Below are 18561 nucleotides of genomic sequence, written 5' to 3'. Positions count from 1 at the left end.
ATGATCAATTATGATGTGTAATGCAGTAATTCTTTCAATAGCTCCCGGATGCTTAAAGAGGCAACAGCAATTCTTTTGTCTGCAGCTCCGTAATAAATATAAAGAGTATCATCTTCTACGATAGCTCCGGTTGGGAAGCATACATTGTTCACTTCTCCTTTCAATTCCCATTTTTCCCCAGGCTTGAAAAGAGGATAGGGAAGTCTTGAGATTTCTTTTTCAGGATTGTCCAGTTCCAATAAAGCGGCACAGGCACTGTACACATATCCTTCAATCGTATCATGAACACTATGGTATATCATCAGCCATCCGTGCTCAGTTTCTATAGGAGGACACCCAGCTCCGATATAGCTTGATTCATGATCGTATTTCGGAGACAGGAGGATGTGGTCCTGAAACTGTAAAAGATAATCTTTCCAGAAATCAGGATTCAGATTTTCAATGTTTTCTATTCCGACAATTTGAATATCAGGTCTTATCCGGTGAAGGAAATATAATTTTCCGTGTATTCTTCTGGGAAAGAAAACGAGATTTTTGTCCCATAGAAATACATCCTTATCTTTTTCATAACCTGTAGCAAGCTTATTGAATCTTTTGTATTTTTCTGCTATTGGGCCTTGAGATTCTGCTAAAAGCTGAAATTTTTTATAGGATATTTTAGGTACTATAATTCCTGCCTTTTTCCATGATTTCAGGTCTTTTGAGATGGCCAGTGCTCCCAATGCATTGATACCGTCATAGCAGGTGTAGGTAAGATAAAATAAATGATCAATTTTCACGATTCTTGGATCTTCAACACCATGTTTTTCATATTCAGATTCCGGAATAATAACCGGGCTGCTGAAACGGGTTTCTATGGTTTGATAATCCGATAATACACAATAGCCGATACTGGAAAAATTATTCTTTGCTACAGCTCTGTAAAATACATGTATCTTCCCTTTGTACTGAATGACAGCCGGATTTAAAACACCTTCGCTCTCAAAGGCTAATTCGGTTTTCCTAAGTATAATTCCTTCTTTTTTTACAGGTACCATTCAGTTGCCGGTATTTCTGGCTTCATTTTCCTTATCTCTTCGTTTGTTTGCTTTATCTTCCCGTTTCTCTTTTGCGGATTTTAAGGGTGGTGTTTTGTCCGACTTCTTTTTCCCGTCTTTTTCTTTTGACATTGTAAAATATTTTTGTTCACTGTAAATCTCGATCATTAAAAAAGGAAAGCTTTGCAATAGTCTCTCAATTTGTTATATAAATCATAGATATTGCCAATTTAATAGAGTAACTTTGAGTAATGAACTGTTAATGAAATAATTGGAAAGCATCAACAGTAAAGGTGATGAAGTTGTATATAAAATATATGGTAAGTTTGCGTTGTAAAATGGTTGTCCATCAGGAGCTGGAAAGGCTGGGCATTAAAAATGCTGTTGTAGATCTGGGTACTGTAGAATTATTAGATGACATCAGCACTGAACAAAGAAAAACACTGAAAGAAAATTTATTAAAAACAGGACTTGAAATATTAGACGATAAAAAAAGTATCCTGATAGAAAAAATAAAAAATGTGGTCATCGAAATGATCCATTATTCGGATGTTCTTCCAAAGGAAAATTTCTCAGATTACATAAGTGAAAAATTAGGGTATGATTATACCTACCTGGCCAACACATTTTCTGAGGTGAAAGGTATGACCCTGCAGCATTTTATCATTATCAATAAAGTGGAAAAGGTAAAAGAGTTATTATTATATGATGAGCTTAATCTTACTGAGATTTCCTATAAGCTCAACTACAGCAGTGTGGCTCATCTTTCGAATCAGTTTAAAAAAATAACAGGACTTTCACCATCATTCTACAAACAGCTGAAACAGAAACGGCTCGGAAATTTGGAAGATCTGTAAAAGGTGTGATACATGTAAGATTATTCCGGATATATATAGCTTGCTGTCTATTGAAACAGCCATCTTTGTAGTATAATAATCAGGGCTTCTCAAAATCCATAAAATAGACTATTATGGTTTTATAGTATTCATAATACAAAAGCAGACCAGATATCTGAGAACGCATGTATAATCAGAAATAGGAGAGAAGAGCCAATATACACCATGATAAAAAATTAAGAAACCTAAGAATTCTCATTTTTAATAATGAGTTTATTAAAATCTGATAAAATAGTAAATCTGTTTTCAGAAGGTTTTAATTAAGGATAGAAACCCATGGTCTCTGTCCTTTTTATCCATATTTATGCTTGTAACCACTTAATTATTGATTAAAAAAAATCAATATTGTTTGTTGTAAGCAGTATCTTATTTGAAGAATAATTGGTAAGCAAAAAGAACTTGTTTTCTGCCCTTAAAAATGGTTTCGCTTACTATTAACCAAACGTCAGAAGTTATGAAAACCATACATCTTTTTCAGTTTAAGAATTCCATTTCCCGCAAGATTCCTTTTTTTAAAGAAGAATGCAAATTAGATAATTTAAATGATTTAATGAGCTATGATCTGATGAATACCGAAAAGGTAGCCGAGTTCATCATTGAGGTTCACGATGATTTTATTTTTGAAGATATGAGCAGGAAAGAGCTCTTACAGATGTGCCAGAATGCTAAGGAAACGATTGAGCATTATTTTGCAACAACAATGAATGATTATGATGTGATCTGAACATTGATGTTAGCAGAGCAAAAAGAATTTTATACGGTTTTTGAATAAACATTAAATAATAGATGCCATGAAATTTCAGCAAAATTTACTTGATTATATCAGTACTTCACTCATTACAATGAACGAAACAGTTTCTATAGCAGAAAGTGTAACTTCGGGATTGATACAGCTGGCTTTTTCCCAGATGTCTAATGCAAAACTTTTTTACAAAGGAGGCATGACAACCTTTACATTGCCGGAAAAAGCGGGCATTTTGGACATTACTCAGATCCAAGCTCGTGAAAATGGTTTTGAAACGCAAAACATGGCAGATACAATGGCTATAAAGGTAGCTGAATCCTTTGGCACAGATTGGGGAATTGCCTCTACAGGATACGCAGCCTCTGTAAGAAATTCGGGATTTAAAGTTTTTTCATTCTGCTCATTCAGTTACAAAGGAGAGATCATACTTTCCAAACGTATAGAGCTTCATGATAAAACCCAGGTTCTGGATGCACAGCTATATTATACAGAGTTTATTTTGGGGTGCTATAAAAGTGTTCTTAACCAAATATTAATTTAACAGTTAATATTTCTGTTCTGTTTATAAATTAATTATTTGATTATTAATGATATATAAAGTAAATAAGCACTAATTTGAGAAAATTGTTGCTTATTATCGTTTGTGAGCCATATTAGTCTACCTGTATTTCATTATACAGGTTATCAACTACTTTTTCTAAAATTTCTCCCGTTTCATTAAAGCTGGTGTTGGTCAATATGGATATCCCTATATTTTGTTTGGGATAAATCACAAACCAATTCTGCATTCCGTATATCCCTCCATGATGTCTGTATAGTAATTGATTATCATTTTCTATGATGTACCAATGATAACCTTCCCAAAAATCAGAACCTTCTTTATATAGCTTTTTATGAGATTCGTTGACAATAAGATTGGATGGGTCAAGCTGCAGTTTCATATATTTCACCAAATCCGTAGTTGTAGAATGCAATCCTGAAATTCCACCCCACAACGTTCTGTTGAAGTTAGGCATTACCTCGTTTTTATCATTATACCCTTTTACCAATCTTGTTCTGTCACTTTTATTGAGTGTAAACTTTGTATGGTTCATATTATTGGGTTTCAAAACAAATTCGCTCACCAGTTCTTCAAAAGGTTTTTGATATACTTTTTCAAGGATATAGGCGGTCAGCTCCGGCGCTGTGTTGGAATAGGAATAGACTTCTCCCGGTTTTGTTTCAATTTTGATGAGTTTTAATCCTTCAAAAAAAGCCTTTTTATTTTCGCTTTTTATGGGGAAATTAGGAAATCCACTGGTATGGGTGATGAGGTGTTTGATTTTAATAGGTTCCCCTTTATATTCTAAATTGGGATAACGTTCGTCCAGATAGATTCTGATATCATCTTCTAAATGTATTTTTTGATCAAGTACAGCTTTAGCAGTGATATAGCCTGTAAAGGTTTTGGTTACAGAAGCCAATTCATAAAGGGTAGAATCGTTGGGTTTGTTTCCTTTTCCAATCGTTAATTCTCCAAAATGTTTTGTGGTAGATTTTCCATCTTTAAGCACAGCAATAGAAACAGAATGAAATCTTTTGTCCTCTAACAACTTCAGCGCATTTTTGGTAATCGCATTTTCAACATTTTGTTGATGGATTGGGTGGACACTTTTACACCCAACTAAGGTAAAAAGTAAAATAAGGGTTACATATTTCATGGTCAGAATTTTAATTTGATATTCATAATCTGATGCAAATATGCTGTAGAGAATCTTGAAAAAAGTCCGTGTAAAAAAGTCGGACTCATTGTAATGAATAAAATGAGTCCGATTATCTGCAGTTTAAAGTTTGATTATTTGCAATTATTTAATTATCAGTTGTTTCTGAATACTGTTGGCGTTTGGTTCGTATATTTTTTAAAATAGGTATGAAAAGAAGATTTTGAATTAAAACCTACCTCATATAAAATTTCTAACACCGTATATTCTTTCCTCGCGGGATCTTTCAATAAGGTCATTGCTTTTTTAATGCGGTATTCATTTACGAAATCAAAAAAGTGCTGATTGAGATGATGGTTAATTAATACAGACAGCTCACGAACGGGAATCTCCACCTGATCTGCCAATTCCTGAATCGTTAATGAAGGATCTAAGAAAGGTTCTTTTTCAATCATGAATTTTCTAAGCTGTTCAATCTGAATGTTTTTTGTTTCGTCGGTTGTATTTTCAGTTTCTAATGTTTCGGCAAAATCTTCTGTTGGTTGTAAGGTAGAATCAATTCTTCGAAAAAGCTCAGGATAATGTAATGCCTTTAAGATAAACCAGCAGGCAGCCAATAAAAAGGAAGCTCCCGCTGCAATATGGATCCAGATAAACAGGTCGTTGTATGCGGTATATCGGATGATATTTTTAAAAATAATACATATATGGATGAACAGAAAAATGAGGGTAAGCTGAGACAGCCATTGGTATAATAAGGTGTTCGGATTGGTGTAATTTTCAAGATAAATCTTCTTATATTTTCTAAGGATAAGGAATGTGCCAACGATATAAAAGAAAAACTGCAGTTCCCCGATGAGTTGATAAATAAACATTTCAGGAGAGCTCCACATCGTTCTAAAGAAATCTTCTTTAGCAGCACCTTCTGCCAGATAAAGCCTTGGAACTAAAATTAAGTTGGCAACAATAAAAGGAATAAGATGCAGCAAATGCTTTCTTTTTAAAGTAAAATCAGAATAGCAAACAGTATTCACATACAGATAGAAAAGAGGCATTACCAATAAGTAAGCAGATATTTTGAATGCTTTCAGATTATAACTATCCACAAAAAGGTGCATAAAAATCCCGCTGATATCAATAGCATTAATGATAAGGAACGCTGCAAATAATCTGCTCTCAAGTTTTCTTTCTGTTTTTACCGTTAATAAAAATATGGCAAGCAGCAGCGATAGAAAAACGGCAATCGCAGCAATAACTTCCAGAAAACTTAATTTGTCCATTAGTTTTTTTACAAAAATAGGATATAAGTCATAAAGAGAAATGATTGTCAATCATCATTTTTCAAATATTGTATTTCATCATCGGTCCTTCAAATTTTATTAATCCATCTTTCGTAATCCAAAGCTTAAGTGGTTGGGAATATTTTTATTTTATTATTTTCAATAAAAATAGTTTAAATTTTGTATATTTATAAAAATGTCTATTAATACTTTATGAAATAAGTTGTAAACATTAGTAATTTTTAAACAAAATAAAATGAAAGGTGTTTATGTAAGCGAAAGCGATGGACATAGAATTGGTGAAACTCCAATGAAATCAATTAGTATAGCATACTTAATTTTAGTACATCGCTTACCGAATCAATTTAAGAAGCTTTTTAAAGCCATCTACGATTCTACTAATTTCTACCTTATTCATATTGACAAAAAAGCCAATCAGGAAATTGGGAAAGATGTAAAGGATTTTTTAGAACAATATCCGAATGTACATATCCTAAACAGTGAAAATGTTATTTGGGGAGGATATAGTATGGTTCAGGCTGAGTTGGATGGTATAAAATACCTGTTGAGTATGAATGCAAAATGGGATTATTTTATAAACCTAAGTGGGCAGGATTATCCGCTAAAATCACAAAAAATCATCAAAGAGTTTTTATCGAAAAATAATGGTAAAAGCTATATTAAAATTGACAATCAGGAAAAAATAAGACCTGAAACGATGAATAGAATTGAGAATTATTTTGAAGAGTTGGAAGATCGTATTTCTGACAAAACTCATAAAAGAGGCTTCATGAAAGATGTAATACCTTATATCGGAGGGCAATGGATGATTTTGACGAGAGATTGCTGTGAATTTATAAACAGCAATGCTGAGGTTAAAAAATTTGAAGAGTATTATTTAAATACACTCATTGCTGATGAATCTTTCTTTCAAACCGTTTTAATGAATACTTCATTTAGAGGTACTTTAGTCAATGATGACAAACGAGCAATTATCTGGATTCCCGACGGAGACATCAAATTACGTCCTAAAACATTCACCAAAACAGATATCAGCTTTCTCCAAACAGGAAATCATCTTTTTGCCAGGAAGTTCGATGATAATGTTGACAATAAAATAATTGATTATATTAAGATGAAATATGATGAGCCTTTTAAAACATCAGTAAAAATAACCCATGTGAAAAATATGGACAGAAATTTTAATCATCTCAACTAAAAAGATTATTGAATTTCTAAAAAAAAAACCTTTATCAAACTTGATAGAGGTTTTTTTATTGCTGGTAAAAACGGGTAGATCTCTGCTGCACAACGTCGGGAGACTTTGAGCTAGTAAATAAGATCATTACCTTAACTTGCTTTAAAGTCATAGGTTAAGGGCGGTGGGTAGGTGTAGATAAGTCAAGAGACTTTGTGCAGCAGAGGGCTTCAGCAGCAACTCCCGATTGCAGATATAGTTCTGAAGAAGAGAAGGTGCAAAACCGTAGAGTAGAGCTGGTGAAAAAATAATGTAAATCCTGCAATAATATAGAATTGTAGGTTGTTTTGTTTAAAAAATGTATAAACTTGAAAAAAAGCAAGGTTAAAAACCTTGCTTAAAATAGTGCTGACCAGGTCTAGACCTGCAGTGTTGGATAACATTTTCTAAACGGCCTAAGCGCATTCTTGTATAGGCTCTCACAAACACTGGTTTCCAACCAGCGCAACGTAAACAATGTGTAGTCATAATTGTGTATTTAATTATTAAGGTTAATAACTCTTAAATCACTATGACTTGTTTACGCTTACAAATGTATTTTATTTTATGAAAAAAAACAAAATAAAAAATCTTTACCTTAAGTTTTTGAACTCTTAAATAAGTCAATAAGATTATAGATAGAGGCATCTATTTATTCCAAATTATAAGACAATTCTTATTTTCTTCTTTGATTCCCCATGCAGGAACGATGTTCTTAATTCGTTTTGTTTTATTAATATGAAGAGTTGCTATTAAATTCTTATTTTGTCTACCATAATGAAATGATCTTTTTCTTAAATCACCTTGATATATATGTATTTGTAAATATTTGTCAGGAAAAAAATATTCTTTAAAATTGTTAGAGTATTTTTTTCTTTTTTCCGATTTTACAAGAGATATAATTTCCCGTGTTTTATTTCGAATAAAATTTTCAATTTGGTCATCTGTAATATTTAAAAATACTCCGGCATTTTCAATTACATTATAATATTTTTTACTGTGATGTTTAATGTATCTTACGTCAATTAAGTTATTTCTATCAATATTTTTTTGAAATAAAACTGTTTTATAAATTTTTATAGAATCTTTTTTTTCTCCTAAGTATTTTTCTTCAAAAAAATATGTTCCATCAGTAATTATTACTTTTTTTCCAGTAAAATGTTCTCTTAGTTTTTCTAAATCAATAACTTGAAAACATGATAGTCGATATTTAGTTTTAATTTGAATAAAAAAATTATCATACTTTTTTGGGAGTAAATTTTCTAACGTGATTGCTGTATATACTGCAGAGAAATTCATAAATTTTCTGCTATTCAAATTTGTTTCAACTAATAGATTGTATTGTTTACCCTTAGGTATTTCGCTGTCATAGCTATGAATTATTTTCCAATCTTGATGATTTGCTTTATGTCTTAGTTCAATTTCCATAATGGATGTTGGTATAGCTATATTATGGTTTAGTAAAACATCTAAATATTGGAAAATGATTTTTTTATATGCTAAAATTAATGCATTTGTATAATTAATAAGATCATCGAATTCTTTAATAAATTGCGAAGCATAAAATGATTTAGTGTCTTTCTTATCCTTAAATTTGATTGTAGAAGATTCAAAAGTAACTCCCCCATGAGCAATCGCGTTACGAAGCGTGCTGTTGTATTTATTTGTTAGATCATTGAAAATTTTATATTTTTTTAGAGTATCAATACAATTATATATATCAAGATTATCAGTTCCTTTATTATTTTTTATTCTAAGATAATAAGCGATAGGTTTTAAAAGGCCTAATAAGACAACATCATTTATTTTTAAATATTCATAAACAATTTTTTCGCTGAAAAAATACATTAATTCTGCATCATTATCTGGTAATAAATTTTCATGAATATCTTTTAAATTCAATTCATTCATTGTCTTTATTGCATGATTGAATTCAAAAGCCAGATCATTTAATATTTTTAAAAAGGTTAAAAAATCAGTTGGATTATCAATTAGGCTCTCTAAGAAAAAATTTACTTCTCTATAATTTTTTTTATCGTAAAATTTGCTTGGAGATTCATAAATATACTCGCTTAATGAATAAAAATTATCATGTTTACATACCTTTAATTCAGGGAATTTATCCAATATTGCCTTTTTCTTTTTTTCCAAAATTTTATGTGTGAAAAAATTTTTATCAATCATTTTTAATTTGTAGAGCTTTAATTATATAATAGGTGATTATTTTAACAGATGGCTTTGAGTTAGTAAATTTAGACTTGCTCCAAAGTTAGTCGTCTTTTGCGAAATTTTTTTTGATTAGCCTACTATAGTTTTTTCCAAAGACATTGATGTAATTTCTTGTTTCTCTTTTTTTTAAAAGAGTTTTGTTCTTTTTTATACATGAAAAATGATCAATGTCGTTATAGAATATATGTTCAAAAACGCATGCATATAAATCAAGCATAATTAAAGCTCGATGACATATTAAAAATGTTTTTTCTCTAGATCTTAGAATAACTCCAGCGTCTTCTTTATTTTTAAGATTAACATAGTAATGATTTGGAAATTGTGAAGAATCAATGTGCGTTTTTGAACTAAGTTCTCCATAAAGAATACCAATTTTTGGATAAAACTCTTTTAACTTGGAAATTGACCTTGTAGGTGATTGGAAATCTTCAATTTCATCTCTGAATTGTGTATCGTATGCAAATGCAATTTGTTCTACCATTTGTCGGATTATCGCATAGCATTCATAAATATAATCATATTTAATCAACATTCTTAATGCACTAAAATTACTATCTAGTTTTTTATAAATTAAACCACAATGAAAATAAGCAGTACCTTTCTTTTCAAAATCTATATTATCTAATACTTGTTTATATTTAAGATAAATTTTTTCTTGAAATTGAAAGAATATATTTCTCAAATCATCATACTCTTTAAATTCACTATTTTCATAACCTCTTTTATTTGCAAGCATAATTTCAACGTTATTTTTAAAATAACTACTTTTTAAAATATTATCAACAGAGGTATTCCCATAAAATAGAGTTCTTAAAGCAGCTTTTACATATTTTTCCTGCTCGAATGTGAAAGTGTCAGGAACAATTAATGGAGTATCTGCGAACCAAATAACTTTGGTTTTAGCAAAATCAATTGAGTAAATGTCTTGTTTTATATCCATTATTAAGTTATTTTATTATTTGCATTAAAAGATTAGTTGCAAAGTAAATAAAAGCCTACGCATTCTTTTTGCGTAATAATATATGTTTAAAAATTAGAAGAATAAATTCTTATAATAAGAAATCCCAACAAAAGCTGGGATTTGATACAAGATATAGTTTATTTACCTTGCTGTTTCTTAGGTGGTTTTAAAGATGGTGTATTTCCTGGTGTCTCCTTATTATCTCGCTGGCGTTTATCTGGTTTGCCAGTTGATTCTGCTATCCTTTTTGGTCCTGATTTAAGTGCCATAATATTAAAGTTTTATTGTTAACTAAGTCAAATTTATAAATGAATACTTATATTATCTTACAGTTTTCCGTAAACAACAAAAATAAAAACCCTCTTAAAATTTTCAATCCGTATTTTCACGGAATTCCTTAAAGATTTTGCAAATTTTCTCACAAAAAAATCCCAACTTTCGTCAGGACTATTCATTTATAAGTTTAAAAAAATCAGATAAACTAATTTTTCTTGCTTCACATATTTTAAAAAGTGTTTCAACTGGTATTCTGTAAGTTTCTTCACTTTTAATTTTTCTAATGGTGCTTTCTTCTACGCCATGATTTTTTGCAAAAGAATTTTGTGACTTGCCTTCTTGAAGCCAAGGTATCAACCATTTTTTTGTAATGTATGAACAAATTTTTTCGTTTATATCTGTCATAGAACAAATGAAATAATTAAATAATAAAAAAATACGGTCGATCGACCGTAATTAAATTTCTTTTCTTACATTTATAAAAAAATACAAACAATGAAAAAGATAAAAACAGATTTTGCTCCCCGGTTTCGGGCAGATAAGAAGCACTCCGGATTACAGCTGATGGAAACTTTCTTTCAGTTCAATGAGCTGGATGTTTCCAAAGAAAGACTCAGCAACATTATGAATTATGCGGTAAAGAGAAATAGCTGGATCAATGAAGATCCGGCGGTCATCTTCCAGTTTCATCAGTCGATGAGGTCTTTGATCCGGGCAGGGTATCTCATCATGCTGAAGGAAAGGAGGTGGACTGTTGATACCCAGACGGAAAAGATTTCCCCATGGGTTCTTGGCCTGCTTTCGGAGAAGGAATACAGAAATCCTTTGTCGGTTTTCAAAAACGCATTCAGAGAATACAGCATCAAAGAATTTGATTATTTTATGTCCGGAATCGTCTATTTTTCAATGGGCGTCTATGAAAATCTACCGGAAAGAAATATCGTGATGCCTTACATCCACACGGTGAAAATGCTGGATGCCGCACACCTTATTCTTCAAAGAAGGAGAGAAAAGAAAATGGCTGATATCAACTAAGAATAAAAAATGCCCCTAAAAAGGGCATTATATTATTGTGCTTTTACTTGCTCTAACTTGATGAATATTTTAGTAAGGTTAGGTTGAGAATTGCCTGAAGTGGGGGCTCCTGCCATAATAGTTGCGGTATAAGCCGTTTTTGAAGAAGAATTACTGTCTATCCAGGTATATCTTCTATGCTCAGGTCCGCCACCGGATCCATCGATAATCCCTATGTTCCCCCAGTAAGCGTTACCCATTGCTCCTGTACCCTGAGGAAACCAGGTAGCTGATGAATCTGCCATACCACCCCATACTCCTGAAGTAATATTGTTGGTAGTTACAGCAGAACCAATATAACCGCCATATTCGGTATTATAATTCCAGTACAGGTTAACGGTAGCACCTGTATTATTAAACAACTGTACATTAGGGTTGGCTAGGGTTGTACCACTTGTGGTATCAAATATTACCCTGATTGAATACTTACCATCCGGGGTAGCAAGAGGGAAAGTATACGCCTGCTTTCCGTTGGGATCGGTTGTCAGGGTAGGGTAGCCCATCACAGCGACAGACGCAATGTCTGCACGGCTGCTATTTCCTACTGTAGCGGTACAGTTCTGTCCTGATGTTAAGAAAGGAATTGCAGTGCTGTTCAGAGAAAGAGTCATATCATTAGCAGTGGTAGGTGTTCCCGTTACTGAGAATACCAATTCGCCGTCACCAAACTCTAAAGTTCCGGGTCTTAGCTGAAAGGTTAATCCGTTTACAGTAAAAGGGGCTCCTGAATTATACTGACCTCCGTTTCCTTGGGTATAGGTAACTTTTAGGTTTCCGGTGAAAGGTGTACCGGCAGTATAAGTAGAAGGACTTAAGTAAGCTGAAGTACATTGTAATGCAGAAATTGCTGGAGAGATGGCATTTGTTGCTTGTGTAAGTCTTTGCCATACAGATCCATCAAAATAATAATAGCCCATAGCAGTAACATTGACACGTTGTCCTGCGGTATCTCCACCAGTAACGTCAGTAATATATATTAATGCTCCACTCTGATCGCTGCTATAGGTTGCCGTATTGGCTGTAAGCTCAGCTCTTGTAAGCCTCGGAGCCTGTAATCCGAATGTTTGTGTGTTATCCGCAATCAGTCCTGAAGTATCTCTTTTAGCAGATACATCTACTGTTGTTTTGGGTGAAGTGGTATTGAAACCTACTTGGGCAAATGAGAATCCTGAAATAAGAATAACACTGAGTTGTGTAAATTTTGTTTTCATGTTAAAGTGATTTATGTTGTAGGTCAAATATAACTTTTTTTATGGAAAATAAAAAATAATGACTTTACAATTGATGAAAGTTAACTAATTGATAATGTTTTGTTTGATTTCATTGTTTATTCTTGGTTAAAATTATTTATATTGAATTCTGTTTTTCTCTGAATTACATACTTTGATTGTTTTTTTATTGAAAAAATAATGTGTTTATGGTGAGTTTATGGTGTAAAAATTTCATTTTTGAAACTGTTGGTTTTAGGAAAGCAGAAGATAGCATCAACTTCTTTGCTTTGCCGGTGACAAAGTCGCCTCGCTTTGCCTGCTTACAATAAATGAAATTATTAATAAGCTTTGTGTTCATCTTTTTAATCAATAAATAATCAATCTGGTTTATGGGTATAAGAAGTAGAATTAACATTTTTGTAAAGTACAATCGGTATATCCAGGTATATAATGTCATAATTTGTTCTATATTTAGTAGTTTATTAGTATCTATGTTTTACTAATATTTAGAAAAATGGCTTGTGTTTATGTATTTTACACTCCAACGCTTGCTTATCAATATAATCTAAAAGAAGACAATGCCGATAAACCCAATACCTCCGGATGGAGGCATGTTATATAAAGAAACAGATATGGCTCAGTTTTTCCCTGAACCATTAAATGCAGTAACTGCTGTATTATTTTTAGCTATAGCCATTTTTTGGACTATTAAAATAAAGGGTAATTTTAAAGAATATCCTTTTTTAATATACTGCCTGGTTTTATTATACGTTGGTGCTATAGGGGGAACTGTTTACCATTCATTCAGACAATGGCCGGTATTTATCATGATGGATTGGCTGCCCATTATGCTGCTCTGTCTGTCTGCCGGATTTTATTTTGTCGCTCAGAGCACCAGATGGTATTATGCTGTTGCAATGGTTCTCATATATCCGATACTTATGTTAGGTTTAAGAAATTGGATTTTGAAAGATAACCCTTCTCTTTTTATCAACGTCAATTATGCAATCATGGCCTTGTTTGTACTTTTTTCGGTAGTAAGATATTTAATCTATACCCAATGGAAAGCAGGCAAATGGGTAGGTTTTGCTTTATTGTCATTTGTTTTTGCACTGACCTTCCGTATCGCTGATAAATGGGAATGGTTTAGTTTCGGAACACACTTTTTATGGCATACTTTCGGAGCGATAGCGACATTTTGCATGTTTAATTATATCTATCTTACACGGAATACAATTAGAAAAACATAAGTAGTTTTTACTTTCTTTGAATCCCTAAATCATACATAAAGTGGGTTTAAACTTAACCACAAAGTCACAAAAGCTTTTGAAACACTTAAGCTATTTAAGTTATATACTTTGTGTATAAGAAGTACACTAAAGTCTTGTTGAAATCTTTGATTCTCATCTTATATGAACTTAATTGTGCGGTATTTTCTTACACTTTCTACAGTTTTTAAAAAAATAAAATTTTGTGCCTTTTGTGGTTTAATAAAAAAATTAAACAGTTTTTTTTGCGAAATTAGGAGTCTAATTCTTTTAATGTTGAAAGAAAGATGATTTACTTATATTTGTCCTGCAAAGCAAATCTAAATGTTCAAAAAAGTAAGTACAGTATTTATCCTCGGATTTTATACGGTTTTTTGTTCGGCCCAACAGGTCCGGCCTTCCAAATCATCTGAAATTTACCGCGAAATCAAAACCCTTAAACAGCTGCCTAAAGTTTTATACCTTGCAGCTCATCCCGATGATGAAAATACGGGATTGCTCTCTTGGCTAATCAACGACCAAAATGTAGAAACAGGTTATTTGTCTTTAACCAGAGGTGATGGCGGTCAGAATTTATTAGGTACAGAGCAAGGTGCTGCATTGGGCTTGATCAGAACACACGAGCTTTTAGAGGCAAGAAAGTTAGACGGCGCCCAACAGTTTTTTACCCGCGCGATTGATTTCGGGTTTTCTAAAAATACTACCGATACTTTTAAACAATGGAATGCAGACAGCATTACAGCAGATGTAGTCTGGGTAATCCGTAAATTCCGTCCGGATGTTATCATTTGTCGTTTTCCTCCTACTGCTGCAGCAGGACACGGACAACACGCCGCTTCGGCTGTGGTTGCAGAAAAAGCTTTTAAGCTGGCAGGTGATAAAACTGCTTTCCCGGATCAACTAAAATATGTGAATGTATGGCAGCCAAAACGGGTATTGTGGAATACTTTCCGATTTGGTGGGGTGAATACGACCGCTGAAAATCAACTGAAAGTTACCGTTGGGCAATATGACGCGCAACTGGGGATGGGTTATGGTGAATTAGCGGGATTAAGCAGAAGTTTGCATAAAAGCCAGGGTGCCGGAACACAGTCTGTGGCTGGTATCAGAACTGAATATTTTTCCCACGTTATGGGCGAGCCTGCAAAAACGACACTTTTTGATGGAGTAGTTAAAACCTGGACTTCACAAGGAAACGCTGATATTGATCAATCATTGAATCAAATTATTTCATCTTTCAATTTTAATAATCCTGACCTAAGCTTGCCTGCTTTACTTGCTTTGCGAAAAAAGGTCATGGCACTAAAAGATGCAGATCTGAAAAAGGATAAAATTAAATCTCTTGACAATATCATTTTAAGCTGCGCCGGATTTATGGGCGAGATCGTTACCAATCAGGCTGAAGCTGTTGCGGGGGATCATTATAATTTCAGATTAAATTTAATTTCAAGAGCTGCAAATCCTGTTGTTTTAGAAGATGTCAAATGGTTAAGTCAATCAGAAAATTTCAACAGAAAACTATCAAAAGATTCTTTAATTACCATTCAGCATGACATTCAGATTCCTGCAGATGCAGCACTCACAGAACCTTACTGGTTGGCAAAACCTCCTGCGAACGCAGCAACTTTCTCTGTTCCGAATGATACATTAATCGGTTTGCCAGAGGCAGAATCACCATTGAATGTTTTGCTTGGTTTAAAAATCGGCTCGGAAAAGTTTCAGGTTAAACTTCCATTATCTTTCAAAAAATTAGATCCGGTGCGTGGTGATGTGGTTGAAGCCTTGCGCATCGTTCCTGCATTAGAACTGAAATTTACACAACCCCTTTATTGGGTCAAAGAAAATGAAGATTTACATTTGAGTTTAAATGTTAAGGTTAATTCTAACAGAAAGTACAGTAATGGTAAGCTTAACCTGATGTACAACGGAGAACGATTAGGTGTCGCTGATGTAAGTTCGCTCAATGGAAAGGATACTACCATCGATTATGTTATTCCAAAAACTAAGCTTGCCTCAATATCTTCATCTCGTTTGCAATTGGATGCCAATTTTGTTGCAGATGAAGTCACTTATAATAAAAAACAAATATTAATTCAGTACCCGCATTTACCCTCCTTACAATATTTTGCACCTGCCACTGTAACTGTAATGAAAGGCGATATACAGGCGAAGGTTAAAAAAGTGGGGTACATAGAAGGTGCGGGCGATTTCATTCCTGAATTCCTACGCATTGCCGGTATTCAGGTAGATGTTTTGAAAGACGGAGATTTTTATGGCAGCTTAGATGAATCCGGTGGAAACGGTAACTCAAACAAGCTATCGCAATATGACGCCATTGTATTGGGTGTCCGTGCCAATAATACAGAGAAAAAGCTGGGCCGCTGGATGCCTTTTTTATGGTCTTATGTAAAAGCTGGAGGTAATTTGGTGATGCAGTATAACACCAATCAGGATACAACCGTGGACCAATTGGGGATGTACAATTTCAGCATTGCCAACAAGCGTGTTACCGAAGAAAATGCTGCAGTTACGTTTTTAAATCCAAATCATAAACTACTGAACTTTCCGAATAAAATTACTGCTGATGATTTTAAAGGCTGGGTACAGGAGCGTGGTGCCTATTTCCCTGCTCAATGGGATGCTGCGTATGAACCGCTTTTTGAAATGCACGATACAGATGAAGAACCTCTTCAGGGGTCTACTTTATATGCCAAATACGGGAAGGGTAATTTTATTTATACACCATTGGCGTTTTTCAGACAGCTGCCTGCAGGAAATGTGGGTGCGGCACGTTTATTTTTTAACTTTTTATCTGCACAGAAAAACTGATGAACAAACAACTTAAAAACTGGAATATCTGGTACATATTATTGGCAGTTGCATTAGTATTGCAGATCGTATTTTATTATTGGTTTACTAAATTCTGGGCATGAGTAATATAGATTGGACAGTTCTCATTTTTACACTTGTTGCAGTGGTTGTTTACGGCGTATTCATCGGCCGCGGCCAAAAAAGCAACGAGTCCTACCTGAAAGCAGATAATAAAATGCCCTGGTATATTGTGCTGATAGGGATTATGGCTACGCAGGCAAGTGCCATTACATTTCTTTCTGCGCCGGGACAGGCTTATACGGACGGTATGCGTTTCGTTCAGTATTACTTTGGTCTGCCTTTGGCGATGATTGTGATCTGTATTACTTTCATCCCGATTTTTCAGCGCTTAAACGTTTACACAGCCTATGAATATTTAGAAAACCGTTTTGATAAAAAAACAAGAGTCCTTACTTCACTGCTTTTTCTTTTTTCCAGAGGCTTATCAACGGGAATCAGCATTTACGCTCCGAGTATCATCTTATCAAGCGTTTTAAACTGGAATATCTATTTAACCAATGTTTTAACAGGTGGTATTCTGTTGATTTACACCTATGTTGGCGGAGCAAAAGCAATCGCTCACACCCAAAAATTACAGTTTCTTATTATTCTGGGAACAATGGCTTTTGCAGGTTATCTGCTTATTGAAAATATGCCGAATGGAATTGGTTTTAATGATGCACTGTATCTGGCAGGGAAATCCGGAAAGCTGAATGTAATCACCACAGAATTCGATTGGAAGGATAAATACAATATTTGGAGCGGTTTAATCGGCGGTTTTTTTCTGGCACTTTCTTACTTTGGTACGGATCAGAGTCAGGTAGGGAGGTATATTACGGCGAAAGACAATACCAATGCAAAAATGGGATTGCTGTTGAACGGATTGGTCAAAATTCCGATGCAGTTTGCTATTCTTCTGATCGGTGCTCTGCTTTTTGCATTCTTTTCCCTAAAACCGGCTCCGATTTATTTTAACGAACGCTCTTATCAACATTTAAAGGAATCACAACCTGAACAGGCTGTGGTATTTGAAAAAGAGCATCAGGATTTGCAGATAAAATTCAATGCAGAATCGAAAGAAATTTTAAGGTTGAAGGAGACTCATTCTCCCCAACTTAAAAAAACGATTCAGGACTTTAAAAATACACAAACCCAAGTAAAAGCACTGCACGGAAGGGTAGAAGAAGCGATCAATACATCAAACTATAACGCGGAGAAAACGGATACCAATTACATTTTCCTGTATTTCGTGAAAAATACCTTGCCTGTAGGGATGATTGGTTTACTGTTTGCTGTCATTTTTCTGGCCAGCTGGGGTTCCATTTCTGCAGCATTGAATTCCCTTGCTGCCTGTTCATTAAAAGATGTTCATTTAATATTCAGTAAAGAAATTCCTGATGAGAAAACCGAATTGAAGTACAGCCGTCTGCACACTTTAGCCTGGGGGATCTTCTCAATCGGCGTAGCCATGTTTGCAACCCAAATGGGTTCTCTTATTGAAGCGGTGAATGTACTAGGTTCTCTTTTCTACGGTCCGATATTGGGAATTTTTCTGGTTGCATTTTACTATAAAAAAATCGACGGTCCGAATGTATTTATTGCTGCCATTTTATCAGAAATTACGGTTATTGCCGTGTATCAATTTGATGTCGTTTCTTTTCTTTGGCTTAATGTAATTGGTGCTGCAGCAGTCATTATATTTTCTGCAATTGGATTGCTGTTTTATAAACAGAAAGAAGTAAATTCGTAAGCAAATAATAATAAAAACAAACAAAT

17 protein-coding genes are annotated in these 18561 nt (G+C 33.7%); 8 read left to right on the top strand and 9 right to left on the bottom strand.

The window, feature by feature from the left end; translation table 11 throughout:
- Positions 1 to 8: 8 nt before the first annotated feature.
- The gene (locus tag LKL37_RS09080; protein WP_431610232.1) at positions 9 to 1037 is read right to left on the bottom strand and encodes a pesticidal protein Cry7Aa; all 1029 of its coding nucleotides are present in this window, start codon (positions 1035 to 1037) and stop codon (positions 9 to 11) included.
- The gene (locus tag LKL37_RS09075; RefSeq protein WP_431610231.1) at positions 1038 to 1169 is read right to left on the bottom strand and encodes a hypothetical protein; all 132 of its coding nucleotides are present in this window, start codon (positions 1167 to 1169) and stop codon (positions 1038 to 1040) included.
- A gap of 164 nt (positions 1170 to 1333) precedes the next feature.
- Here LKL37_RS09075 and LKL37_RS09070 point away from each other — a divergent pair, with 164 nt between their 5' ends.
- The 3 genes from LKL37_RS09070 to LKL37_RS09060 all read left to right on the top strand — a co-directional run bounded on the left by LKL37_RS09070 (position 1334) and on the right by LKL37_RS09060 (position 3219).
- On the top strand, positions 1334 to 1894 hold the full coding sequence (locus tag LKL37_RS09070; RefSeq protein ID WP_431610230.1) for a helix-turn-helix domain-containing protein: 561 nt from the start codon (positions 1334 to 1336) through the stop codon (positions 1892 to 1894).
- 493 nt (positions 1895 to 2387) lie between these two features.
- The gene (locus LKL37_RS09065) at positions 2388 to 2657 is read left to right on the top strand and encodes a heme oxygenase (protein WP_431610229.1); all 270 of its coding nucleotides are present in this window, start codon (positions 2388 to 2390) and stop codon (positions 2655 to 2657) included.
- A 67-nt stretch (positions 2658 to 2724) separates the two neighbouring features.
- Complete coding sequence (locus LKL37_RS09060; protein ID WP_431610228.1) at positions 2725 to 3219, top strand: CinA family protein; 495 nt, start codon at positions 2725 to 2727, stop codon at positions 3217 to 3219.
- A 112-nt stretch (positions 3220 to 3331) separates the two neighbouring features.
- Here the strand turns inward: LKL37_RS09060 and LKL37_RS09055 are convergent, their stop codons facing one another.
- The gene (locus LKL37_RS09055; RefSeq protein WP_431610227.1) at positions 3332 to 4378 is read right to left on the bottom strand and encodes a serine hydrolase domain-containing protein; all 1047 of its coding nucleotides are present in this window, start codon (positions 4376 to 4378) and stop codon (positions 3332 to 3334) included.
- A 155-nt stretch (positions 4379 to 4533) separates the two neighbouring features.
- Complete coding sequence (locus LKL37_RS09050) at positions 4534 to 5658, bottom strand: helix-turn-helix domain-containing protein (RefSeq protein ID WP_431610226.1); 1125 nt, start codon at positions 5656 to 5658, stop codon at positions 4534 to 4536.
- A gap of 256 nt (positions 5659 to 5914) precedes the next feature.
- On the opposite strand from LKL37_RS09050, the gene LKL37_RS09045 reads away from it, so the two are divergent.
- Positions 5915 to 6877: a beta-1,6-N-acetylglucosaminyltransferase gene (locus LKL37_RS09045; RefSeq protein ID WP_431610225.1), complete on the top strand. Its 963-nt coding sequence runs from the start codon at positions 5915 to 5917 to the stop codon at positions 6875 to 6877.
- Positions 6878 to 7543: 666 nt separating this feature from the next.
- Here the strand turns inward: LKL37_RS09045 and LKL37_RS09040 are convergent.
- The 4 genes from LKL37_RS09040 to LKL37_RS09025 all read right to left on the bottom strand — a co-directional run bounded on the left by LKL37_RS09040 (position 7544) and on the right by LKL37_RS09025 (position 10766).
- Positions 7544 to 9079 (bottom strand): hypothetical protein, encoded by a 1536-nt coding sequence (locus LKL37_RS09040; RefSeq protein WP_431610224.1) that lies wholly within the window; start codon positions 9077 to 9079, stop codon positions 7544 to 7546.
- Between the two features lie 85 nt (positions 9080 to 9164).
- Complete coding sequence (locus LKL37_RS09035; RefSeq protein ID WP_431610223.1) at positions 9165 to 10064, bottom strand: hypothetical protein; 900 nt, start codon at positions 10062 to 10064, stop codon at positions 9165 to 9167.
- Between the two features lie 158 nt (positions 10065 to 10222).
- Positions 10223 to 10354, bottom strand: coding sequence for a hypothetical protein (locus tag LKL37_RS09030; protein ID WP_431610221.1), 132 nt, complete (start codon positions 10352 to 10354; stop codon positions 10223 to 10225).
- 178 nt (positions 10355 to 10532) lie between these two features.
- Positions 10533 to 10766: a helix-turn-helix domain-containing protein gene (locus LKL37_RS09025; RefSeq protein ID WP_002977873.1), complete on the bottom strand. Its 234-nt coding sequence runs from the start codon at positions 10764 to 10766 to the stop codon at positions 10533 to 10535.
- A 90-nt stretch (positions 10767 to 10856) separates the two neighbouring features.
- Here LKL37_RS09025 and LKL37_RS09020 point away from each other — a divergent pair, with 90 nt between their 5' ends.
- Positions 10857 to 11396, top strand: a complete 540-nt coding sequence (locus LKL37_RS09020; RefSeq protein WP_431610220.1) for a hypothetical protein — start codon at positions 10857 to 10859, stop codon at positions 11394 to 11396.
- A 32-nt stretch (positions 11397 to 11428) separates the two neighbouring features.
- On the opposite strand, the gene LKL37_RS09015 is transcribed toward LKL37_RS09020, so the two are convergent.
- A complete protein-coding gene (locus LKL37_RS09015) occupies positions 11429 to 12646 on the bottom strand; it encodes a hypothetical protein (RefSeq protein ID WP_431610219.1) in 1218 nt (405 codons plus the stop codon).
- Positions 12647 to 13224: 578 nt separating this feature from the next.
- On the opposite strand from LKL37_RS09015, the gene LKL37_RS09010 reads away from it, so the two are divergent.
- The 3 genes from LKL37_RS09010 (at position 13225) to LKL37_RS09000 (ending at position 18535) form a co-directional block, all read left to right on the top strand.
- Entirely contained in the window at positions 13225 to 13896 is a 672-nt protein-coding gene (locus LKL37_RS09010) for a hypothetical protein (protein WP_431610218.1), read from the top strand.
- Between the two features lie 342 nt (positions 13897 to 14238).
- Positions 14239 to 16743 carry a PIG-L family deacetylase gene (locus LKL37_RS09005; RefSeq protein ID WP_431610217.1) on the top strand — a complete coding sequence of 835 codons (2505 nt, stop codon included), beginning with the start codon at positions 14239 to 14241 and terminating at the stop codon, positions 16741 to 16743.
- Between the two features lie 100 nt (positions 16744 to 16843).
- Positions 16844 to 18535 carry a sodium:solute symporter gene (locus LKL37_RS09000; protein WP_431610216.1) on the top strand — a complete coding sequence of 564 codons (1692 nt, stop codon included), beginning with the start codon at positions 16844 to 16846 and terminating at the stop codon, positions 18533 to 18535.
- Positions 18536 to 18561: the final 26 nt, after the last annotated feature.

Source organism: Chryseobacterium sp. 'Rf worker isolate 10', from assembly GCF_050753305.1.
Lineage (GTDB): Bacteria > Bacteroidota > Bacteroidia > Flavobacteriales > Weeksellaceae > Chryseobacterium.
This window is presented reverse-complemented; position numbering and strand designations above follow the sequence as displayed.

Excerpts from the sequence above, each read along its gene's own strand:
- LKL37_RS09080 (WP_431610232.1), bottom strand. The coding sequence starts at position 1,037 with ATGGTACCTGTAAAAAAAGAAGGAATTATACTTAGGAAAACCGAATTA.
- LKL37_RS09075 (WP_431610231.1), bottom strand. The coding sequence starts at position 1,169 with ATGTCAAAAGAAAAAGACGGGAAAAAGAAGTCGGACAAAACACCACCC.
- LKL37_RS09070 (WP_431610230.1), top strand. The coding sequence starts at position 1,334 with ATGAAGTTGTATATAAAATATATGGTAAGTTTGCGTTGTAAAATGGTT.
- LKL37_RS09065 (WP_431610229.1), top strand. The coding sequence starts at position 2,388 with ATGAAAACCATACATCTTTTTCAGTTTAAGAATTCCATTTCCCGCAAG.
- LKL37_RS09060 (WP_431610228.1), top strand. The coding sequence starts at position 2,725 with ATGAAATTTCAGCAAAATTTACTTGATTATATCAGTACTTCACTCATT.
- LKL37_RS09055 (WP_431610227.1), bottom strand. The coding sequence starts at position 4,378 with ATGAAATATGTAACCCTTATTTTACTTTTTACCTTAGTTGGGTGTAAA.
- LKL37_RS09050 (WP_431610226.1), bottom strand. The coding sequence starts at position 5,658 with ATGGACAAATTAAGTTTTCTGGAAGTTATTGCTGCGATTGCCGTTTTT.
- LKL37_RS09045 (WP_431610225.1), top strand. The coding sequence starts at position 5,915 with ATGAAAGGTGTTTATGTAAGCGAAAGCGATGGACATAGAATTGGTGAA.
- LKL37_RS09040 (WP_431610224.1), bottom strand. The coding sequence starts at position 9,079 with ATGATTGATAAAAATTTTTTCACACATAAAATTTTGGAAAAAAAGAAA.
- LKL37_RS09035 (WP_431610223.1), bottom strand. The coding sequence starts at position 10,064 with ATGGATATAAAACAAGACATTTACTCAATTGATTTTGCTAAAACCAAA.
- LKL37_RS09030 (WP_431610221.1), bottom strand. The coding sequence starts at position 10,354 with ATGGCACTTAAATCAGGACCAAAAAGGATAGCAGAATCAACTGGCAAA.
- LKL37_RS09025 (WP_002977873.1), bottom strand. The coding sequence starts at position 10,766 with ATGACAGATATAAACGAAAAAATTTGTTCATACATTACAAAAAAATGG.
- LKL37_RS09020 (WP_431610220.1), top strand. The coding sequence starts at position 10,857 with ATGAAAAAGATAAAAACAGATTTTGCTCCCCGGTTTCGGGCAGATAAG.
- LKL37_RS09015 (WP_431610219.1), bottom strand. The coding sequence starts at position 12,646 with ATGAAAACAAAATTTACACAACTCAGTGTTATTCTTATTTCAGGATTC.
- LKL37_RS09010 (WP_431610218.1), top strand. The coding sequence starts at position 13,225 with ATGCCGATAAACCCAATACCTCCGGATGGAGGCATGTTATATAAAGAA.
- LKL37_RS09005 (WP_431610217.1), top strand. The coding sequence starts at position 14,239 with ATGTTCAAAAAAGTAAGTACAGTATTTATCCTCGGATTTTATACGGTT.
- LKL37_RS09000 (WP_431610216.1), top strand. The coding sequence starts at position 16,844 with ATGAGTAATATAGATTGGACAGTTCTCATTTTTACACTTGTTGCAGTG.